Source organism: Natronomonas sp. (assembly GCF_046710025.1).
Classification (GTDB): domain Archaea; phylum Halobacteriota; class Halobacteria; order Halobacteriales; family Haloarculaceae; genus Natronomonas.
This window is the reverse complement of record NZ_JBKEGK010000119.1, coordinates 1-7,852: the sequence shown is the minus strand read 5'-3', so window position 1 is coordinate 7,852 and position 7,852 is coordinate 1. Positions and strand designations below refer to the sequence as shown.

Genomic DNA, 7,852 nt, shown 5'->3' with positions numbered 1-7,852 from the left:
TCCCAGCCCCCGGAAAGCTCGTTACGGAGCGCTTCGAATTCGACCCGATCGGCGATCGTCTCGGTTCGGCGGATGTGCCTCAGTGGGTCGGACCACGCGTCTTCCCCCGGCGTGCGTTTCTCATCGTCCGCCGATGTGGCGGTCGCGTCCCCCGTTGGTTCGTTGTCAATCTCTCCTCCCACCACGTCGTTTCTTTGATGATCCTCTGTCATGACCATGCTCCGGCCTCAGTCGCCGCGGCGGGCGCTACGCCCTACAGCAACGAAACCCGCCACACAGCGTTCCCTCCCGTTGTCTGACTCCCCTGTTTCAACGCCGGTTATATATGCTCCGGCTATTTCGTCCGTCGTTACAGGATCTGTGCCCGCAGTATAAATAACCCTTGTTTCGCCGAGTCACGGGTCACGTTACCATATCGACGCCCGAGAGTTCGAAACGCGCGCCACCGAGTTCGCTTTCGGTCACATCGATCTCCCACCCATGGGCCTCGGCGATTTCCTTGACGATTGCCAATCCGAATCCGGTCCCATCGGGTGAGAGTGAGTGTCCAGGCTCGAGGATCTCGTCGCCGACATCATCGGGGATACCGGGGCCGTCGTCGGCGACGTAGAACCCGTCGTCGTCCTCAAGTTCGCCGATGACCACGGTCACCTCGTCACCGCAGTGGTCGACCGCGTCATCGGCCTCCGACCGATTGTTCGTTGAGCCGTGCTCGACGGCGTTCGAAAAGAGGTTCTCCATGACACGCCGCAGGCGCTCTCGGTCGGCCTCGACAGTGAGGTTGCCGGCCTCGATCCGGAGCGTCATGTCCGGTCCGATCGGGTCGGCCCACCGCTCGGCGGCGGCGACCAATTCGACCGTTTCGGTCTCGTCGACAACCTGCCCCTCGCGGGCCAGCGTCAGCGTCGCGTCGACGATCTCCTCCATACGCTCTAGAGCGTCGCCGATCGGCGGGAGGTGCTCGCTGTCGCACTCCGACATCGCGAGATCGAGTCTGGCGTCGGCGACCGTGATCGGTGTCTGGAGGTCGTGGCTGACGATGCTGGCAAACTTGTCGAGTCGTTCGGTCTTCGCCTCAAGTTCGCGCTCTCTGGACTTGCGCTCGGAGATGTCGCGGGTGTTTATTAGAAACGACTGCCCGTCCGCCCCAGCCTGGTCGCTGGCGACCGATCCGAGCCAGACCCAGGAACCGTCGGCGTGTCGAAACCGATACTCGTACCGTACCCGCTTGTTTTCGCCGGCCTCGGCAAGCGTCTTGAACTTCGATCGAACGCGCTCGCGGTCCTCGGGGTGGACGTATTCGTACGCGATCTCACCAACGAGTTCGTCCTGTTCGTACCCGAGGACGTGTTTGAGTGCCGGACTGTTGTATTGAATCTGACCGTTCGCATCGGTGATCGTGATGATGTCCGGGGAGTGTCTGACGAACGACTGGAATCGATCGTTTAGGCGCTCAAGTTCCTGTTTCCGGCGCCGTAACGCCTGCCTAGCCCGGCGCTTTTCGACGGCGTCGGTCAGTCGGGTAGCGAGAAGCGAGTACCGACTCTCACGTCGTCCTTTCGGGACGTAATCGGTCACGTCGGCCGAAATTGCCTCGCTTGCGACCATCTCGTCGCCTTCCCCGGTCAGGAGAACGAACGGAAGTTTACCATGATCCTCACGGACCCGGCCGAGGAACTCTATGCCATCCATTCCTGGCATCCCGTAATCGGAGACGATGCAGTCGATCGGGCTGTTCTCGAGGATCTCAAGCCCCGCCTCCGCGTCGGTTGCTGTTCGGATATCGAAGCGGCTGTCTTCGCGTTCTAAGACGGTCGCGATCGTCTCCACGAACTGCGGTTCGTCGTCAACGAGAAGAGTGTGGATCGTGTTATCGGTCGCGTTCATTTGATTCCCCCACCGTAGCGCTCGCTCTGTCCCCACATACCCGATCTAAGGTACGGAAATCAAGTATAAAAAACTCGGGAATTTCATAAGAAATTGAATACCTACCATCGCCAAGAGCGGCGTATTTATACGTATTTATAAGAACCGGCTATAAATTCGGTGGAGCGACGACAAGGCAAGTGTGGCGAATCGGTCCGCTCGGGGCGTCGGTTAGTCGTCAAAACAACCGTGGGTTTTGACCCGTGTGATCCACTCGATAGGTGTTTGATTGGGGTTGCGGGTCCCCTCGATCCGAACGCGCCATCCATGGTTTTAGGCAGTTAGACACGACTAAGTTCGTCGTGAACGTAGTGTTTGTATGGTACCGATCTACGCGAACAAACGTATGTCCTACGTAGTATATGGCTGATTGGACCGAGCGGTATCGGCCAACAACGCTGTCGGCCGTCCGCGGCAACAACAAGGCTCGCGACGCTCTAGAGGAGTGGGCCGACACCTGGGCCGACCACGGCGAGGCAGCCGTCATCCACGGGTCGCCGGGCGTCGGCAAGACGTCAGCCGCCCACGCGCTGGCCAACGACAAGGGCTGGCCGGTTCTCGAGATGAACGCCTCCGACGCCCGGACGGCCGACGAGATCGAGCGCTTCGCCGGGCGGGCGGCGTCGAACTCGACGCTCGGCGGCGAGCGCCAACTCGTCATTCTCGACGAAGCCGACAACCTCCACCGGCACAAGGACCGTGGCGGCGCCGCCGCGATGACCAGGGTGGTCAAGGACGCCGCCCAGCCGATCGTCCTCATCGCTAACGACTACTACGAGATGTCCACGGGGCTTCGAAGCGCCTGTCAAGAGATCGAGTTCCGCGATATCTCCGCGCGCTCGATCGTTCCCGTGTTGCGGGATATCTGCCGACAAGAGGGCGTCGAGTTCGACGAAGCCGTCTTGGAGCGGATCGCCGAAGCGAACCGCGGGGATCTCCGCGGGGCGATCAAAGACACCCAATCGCGGGTGCAGGAGGGTCGGATCCGGGCCGAGGGCAGCGAGGGCGAGCGCGACCGCACGGAGGACATCTTCTCGTTTCTCGACGCGGTGTTGAAAGAACAGTCCGCCGAAGACGCCCTCCAGACCGCCTACGCGGCCGACGAGACGCCGGACGACCTGCTGTTGTGGATCGAGGACAAGGTCCCGAAGGTGTACGAGGGCGCGGAGTTGGCCGACGCCTACGAGCACTTGGCTAACGCCGACGTATGGCTCGGGCGGGTGCGGGAGACACAAAACTACAGCTACTGGCGCTATACCACGGACAACGTCGCCGCGGGCGTCGCCGCGGTCAGACGGAGCGACCGGGGCGGATGGACCCGTTATGGCGGCGCCCCGTACCGCTCGACGCGGGATGCGACCCGCGATTACGTCGCCGAACGGATCGCGGAGACGGCCGACGTCTCGACGGCGACCGCCAGGCGCGAGATTCTACCGTATCTCGAGGCGATGACCCACCACTGCCGGAACCGTGAGTTGACCGTCCGAATGACCGCGCGCTACGACTTGGAGGCGGAACACGTCGCGTTCGTGACCGGGTCGGGGAAGACGACGAACAAGGTACAGGGGATCGTCGAGGAGGCCGAAGAGCGGACCGAAGCCGAGGCAGTCGAGCACTCCGGCGGCGCGTTCGCGGCGTTAGAGGGGAACGGCAAGGGCGGCGAGGCTACCGGAGAGAGTGACGGCGACGGGGACAACGCTGATTCTGACGGGACGCTCGCGGCGTTCGGGGCATCGGGACCGGAAAACGGCGACGCTGACGGCGACATCCCTGACGATCCCGATACCGACGCCAAGGAGGACGACGGGCAGTCCGGTCTCTCCGATTTCATGTGATGCTATAGTAACCGCGAGAGAAACTGCCTGCCGCGTTCGGTTTCGGGGCGCTCGAAGAACGCCTCGCTGTCGGTCACCTCGACGACTCGGCCGTCGGCCATCAGGACGATCCGGTCGCCGACCTCGCGGGCGAAGCCCATCTCGTGGGTTACGAGCACCATCGTCATGCCGTCGGCCGCGAGGCCCTCGATCACGTCGAGCACCTCACCGACCAACTCGGGGTCGAGCGCGCTCGTGACCTCGTCGAACAACATCACCTTTGGGTCCATCGCAAGCGCCCGTGCGATCGCGACGCGCTGTTGTTGGCCGCCCGAGAGCGCGTCGGGATAGGAGTCGGTCTGGTCGCCGAGGCCGACCCGGTCGAGGAGTTCGCGAGCACGGTCCTCGGCGTCGTCGTTCGGAAGCCTCCGTATTTTGTTCGGCGCGAGCGCAACGTTGCCGAGGGCGCTCTTGTGCGGAAAGAGATTAAACGACTGAAACACCATCCCGATCTGCTGGCGAATCTCGTTGACGTCCGCCTCGAGCACCGACCGACCGTCGAGCCTGATGTCGCCGTCCCGTATTTTTTCCAACCGATTTGCACACCGCAACAGCGTCGACTTGCCCGACCCGGAAGGACCGATCACGACGACGACCTCGCGCTCCTCGATAGTGAGGTCGACGTCCTTGAGAACGTGGGTCTCGCCGAAGAACTTGTCCACGCTATCGAACTCGACGAGGGGATCGACCATTCAGCCATCCCCCCCATCGGGGCCGCTTGAGCCTCTTGAGAGGCGACCCAACATCCCGCTGTCGGAGCCCCAATTGGAGCGCCGTTCGAGGCCGTTGACCAACTGGCTCATCGACATCGTGATCGCGAGATACAGCACGCAGACCCACACAAGCGGCGTCCAGGGATCGAGTTGGTTGCTGTTTATATTTCGGAAGACACTCATGATCTCCGGGACGGCGATGACTGTCAAGAGCGACGTGTCCTTGACGAGGATTATCTGGTCGTTGCCGATGGCGGCGAGGGCGTTACGCCACGCCTGCGGGAGCACGACCTCCCGAAGCGCCATGACGCGGGACATGCCGAGCGAGCGGGCGGCCTCCATCTGGCCGTCCGGGACTGCGCTGATCCCGCCGCGTATCGCCTCGCCCACGTATGCGGCGTGGTTCAGCGTCAACCCGATGATCGCCGCCGGAACCGCCCAGTTCTGGATCGGGAACTGTCCAGTCTCCCACAGCCGCGGAATGCCGAAGAAGATGACGAACAGCTGAAACAGAAGTGGCGTCCCGCGGAAGAACTCGACGTATCCCTTCGCGATTCGGCCGGTAACCGCGGATGTCGAGATCCGACCCAGGCCGACCAGCACGCCGAACGACACCGAGAGCAGACTCGAGATGACGACGATCCGCAACACCAACAGAAACGCCTCGGCGAAGCGCCCCGCGATCAGCGGCGAGGCGAGAAGTGTGTAGTTGACCTGCGTCGAGAGGATCCACACGAGGAGGCCGCCGACGGCTACGAGGAAGCCGGCGGCGGCGATCTCCCCAAGCCGTTTGACGAACCGATCGCGCATCATCACGCCGCCCGTTCCGGACTCCGAATCTGTCTGTGTTGCCATGGTCGATGCGTTGTGTCGTGTGTCTCTCAGGTGGGTGTGACGTAACTGTACCGAGGACGGCGATCAGGCACCGAAGTACTCGTCGTAGATCTCGTCGTAGGTGCCGTCCTCGCGGATCGCGGCAAGGGCACCGTTGACTTCCTCGCGGAACTCGTCGTCGGCCTGTCTGAACGCGATACCGTACTCCTCGATTGTCAGGGTGAGGTAGTCCGGGGCGTCCTCGCGGTCCGCAGCGACCCCGTCGCCCTCCAGAAACACGACGCCGTCCGTCTCCGCGGCAAACTCCGCGCTCACCGTGTTATCATTGATGACTGCCGAGACCTGATTGTTGAGCAACGCGTCGAAGGCGCCGGTAATCTGGTCGTAGCTCTGTATTTCGAGGTCGCCGTCGAAATCGGACTGGAGGTCTTCCGCGGCCGCCTCGCCCGTCGTCCCGCGCTGGACGCCGACGGTCATGCCCTGAAGGTCGGATCGCTCTGTGATGTCGTCGCTCTCGAGAACCAGTACCGTCTGGTAGGCTGTAAAGTACGGGTCGGAAAAGTCGACCCGCTCGGCTCGCGTCTCGTTGATCGTCATCGCGCTCATGATGACCCGGAAATTTGCGTTGTTCAGCGACGCGATGATGCCGTCGAAGCCGGTCTGCTGGAACTCGTATTCGAGACCGAGTTGTTCACCGAATACGGCTTCGGCGATCTCGACATCGAATCCCAAGAGTTCGCCGGCCTCGTTCCGGTACTCGAAGGGTTCGTAGGGGATGTCCGAACCGATGACGATCGTCTCGGATTCGCCATTACCGTTCCCGCTGTCGCCCCCGTTACCGTTTCCGTCCCCGTTTCCATTGTCTCCGTTTCCGCCGCCGTTGCCGCCCATACAGCCGGCCAGCGTGACTGCGCCCCCTACGCCGAGCGCGGTCAAATACTGCCGTCGGTTGGGTGTCCGTTCGCGTGCCATGTCCCCAACGTTGGCTGAACACGGTTTCAACGTTTCGACCTCGAACCCCTCGAAATCGCCGTTTTCGGTGGCGTTTAGAAGAGATCGTTCACTATCGTCTGTCGGAGTTCGTGCTATTCGACCGCCGTGAAACAACTTCCAACGGACGGTAGAGACGGGACCGGCCGATCAGGACGCGTCGGGCCGCGCGTCGATGGCCGCAACGCCGGCGGAGTTGGCGACATCTTTGACTCCCACCGTTTTATTCTCGGGGGGGCTTCGCGACCTGCTCGTCGAAAGCCGTGGGCGAAAAACGCCGCCTGCTACGCTCGCGACTACTCTCCGTTTGACTGTGCGTCGACAACGGCGACACCGGCGAGATTGACGATGTCTTTCACCTCGTCGCCGCGCTGGAGGACGTGGACGGGCTTGTCCATCCCCACCAGCATCGGGCCGATGGCTTCGGCACCGCCCAACCGCTGCAGTAACTTGTACGCGATGTTGCCCGCCTCCAGATTCGGAAACACCAGCACATTCGCCGGCTCCTCGAGGTCGGAGAACCCGTAGGTTCCCTCAAGCATCTCCTCGACGACGGCGGTGTCGGCCTGCATCTCGCCGTCGACGGGGAAGTCGACCTCGGGATCCTCGCGGAGCCGCCGAGCCGCCTCCCGTGGCTTTTTTGTCCCTTCGTTGTCGACGCTGCCGAAGTCGGCGTACGACAGCAGCGCCGCCCGCGGTTCGATGTTGAACCGGCGGGCGAGGTCGGCTGTCTGTCTTGTTACCTCCTCGAGGACATCCTCGTCGGGGGCCTGGTTGACGGTGGCGTCGGCGACGAAGACCACCCGGTTTTTGAACGTCAGCATGTACACCCCGGCCGCGTAGTCGGAGTCCTCGGCGGTGCCGACAACTCGCAACGGCGGCCGCAACGCCGAGGGGTAGTGGTGCATCAGCCCGGTGAGCATGGCGTCGGCGTCGCCCATCTCCACCATGACGCTGCCGAGGTAGTTGCCGTCCTCGATGAGTTCGTCGGCCTCGCGCCGAGTGACGCCTTTGCGTCGGCGGAGTTCGTAGAGCCGGTCGGCATAGGGCGCGAGATTCCCCTCCTCGGGGTTGACGATCTCGGGGTCGAAATCGAGGCCCAGCCGTTCGGCGTGGGTCCAGATTTCCTCGCGGTCACCGATGAGGATCGGCTCGGCGATTCCCTGATCGACCAACTGGTAGGCGGCACGGACCATCTTCTCGTCGTCACCTTCGGCGAGGACGAGGCGTTTGGGGTCGCTTTTCGCCTTGTTCAGCACGACCCGCATCATCTCTCTCGATTTCCCCAACCGGGCCTCGAGCCGCTCGGCGTACTGCCCCGTATCGAGGTCGTCGCGTGCGACGCCGCTTTCGACGGCCGCCTCCGCGACCGCCGGTGCAACCTCAAAGAGGACGCGTGGATCGAGTGGTTTGGGGATGATGTACTCGGGGCCGAACTGTAGCGGTTGGTCGCCGTAGGCTTTGACGACGGCGTCGGGGACGTCCTGTTTGGCGAGATCCGCCAGCGCTTCGGCG

At 62.8% G+C, this 7,852-nt stretch carries 7 protein-coding genes; 1 reads left to right on the top strand and 6 read right to left on the bottom strand.

What is annotated here, in order from left to right:
* The coding region (locus ACI944_RS09100; RefSeq protein ID WP_411718733.1) for a hypothetical protein at positions 1–212 on the bottom strand (212 nt) is incomplete at its 3' end.
* 190 nt (positions 213–402) lie between these two features.
* Positions 403–1,887, bottom strand: a complete 1,485-nt coding sequence (locus tag ACI944_RS09095; RefSeq protein WP_411718732.1) for a PAS domain S-box protein — start codon at positions 1,885–1,887, stop codon at positions 403–405.
* 401 nt (positions 1,888–2,288) lie between these two features.
* On the opposite strand from ACI944_RS09095, the gene ACI944_RS09090 reads away from it, so the two are divergent.
* Positions 2,289–3,761 carry a replication factor C large subunit gene (locus ACI944_RS09090; RefSeq protein WP_411718731.1) on the top strand — a complete coding sequence of 491 codons (1,473 nt, stop codon included), beginning with the start codon at positions 2,289–2,291 and terminating at the stop codon, positions 3,759–3,761.
* 2 nt (positions 3,762–3,763) lie between these two features.
* On the opposite strand, the gene ACI944_RS09085 is transcribed toward ACI944_RS09090, so the two are convergent.
* The 4 genes from ACI944_RS09085 to ACI944_RS09070 form a co-directional block, all read right to left on the bottom strand.
* Positions 3,764–4,492 carry an amino acid ABC transporter ATP-binding protein gene (locus ACI944_RS09085; protein WP_411718730.1) on the bottom strand — a complete coding sequence of 243 codons (729 nt, stop codon included), beginning with the start codon at positions 4,490–4,492 and terminating at the stop codon, positions 3,764–3,766.
* A complete protein-coding gene (locus tag ACI944_RS09080; protein WP_411718734.1) occupies positions 4,493–5,323 on the bottom strand; it encodes an amino acid ABC transporter permease in 831 nt (276 codons plus the stop codon). It abuts the gene before it with no gap.
* A gap of 108 nt (positions 5,324–5,431) precedes the next feature.
* Positions 5,432–6,319 (bottom strand): basic amino acid ABC transporter substrate-binding protein, encoded by an 888-nt coding sequence (locus ACI944_RS09075; protein WP_411718729.1) that lies wholly within the window; start codon positions 6,317–6,319, stop codon positions 5,432–5,434.
* 314 nt (positions 6,320–6,633) lie between these two features.
* The coding region (locus ACI944_RS09070; RefSeq protein WP_411718728.1) for a phosphate acyltransferase at positions 6,634–7,852 on the bottom strand (1,219 nt) is incomplete at its 5' end.

What these genes read in the sequence shown, in the direction of transcription:
- ACI944_RS09085 (WP_411718730.1), bottom strand. Translation starts at nt 4,492, where the DNA reads ATGGTCGATCCCCTCGTCGAGTTCGATAGCGTGGACAAGTTCTTCGGC.
- ACI944_RS09080 (WP_411718734.1), bottom strand. Translation starts at nt 5,323, where the DNA reads ATGCGCGATCGGTTCGTCAAACGGCTTGGGGAGATCGCCGCCGCCGGC.
- ACI944_RS09090 (WP_411718731.1), top strand. Translation starts at nt 2,289, where the DNA reads ATGGCTGATTGGACCGAGCGGTATCGGCCAACAACGCTGTCGGCCGTC.
- ACI944_RS09075 (WP_411718729.1), bottom strand. Translation starts at nt 6,319, where the DNA reads ATGGCACGCGAACGGACACCCAACCGACGGCAGTATTTGACCGCGCTC.
- ACI944_RS09095 (WP_411718732.1), bottom strand. Translation starts at nt 1,887, where the DNA reads ATGAACGCGACCGATAACACGATCCACACTCTTCTCGTTGACGACGAA.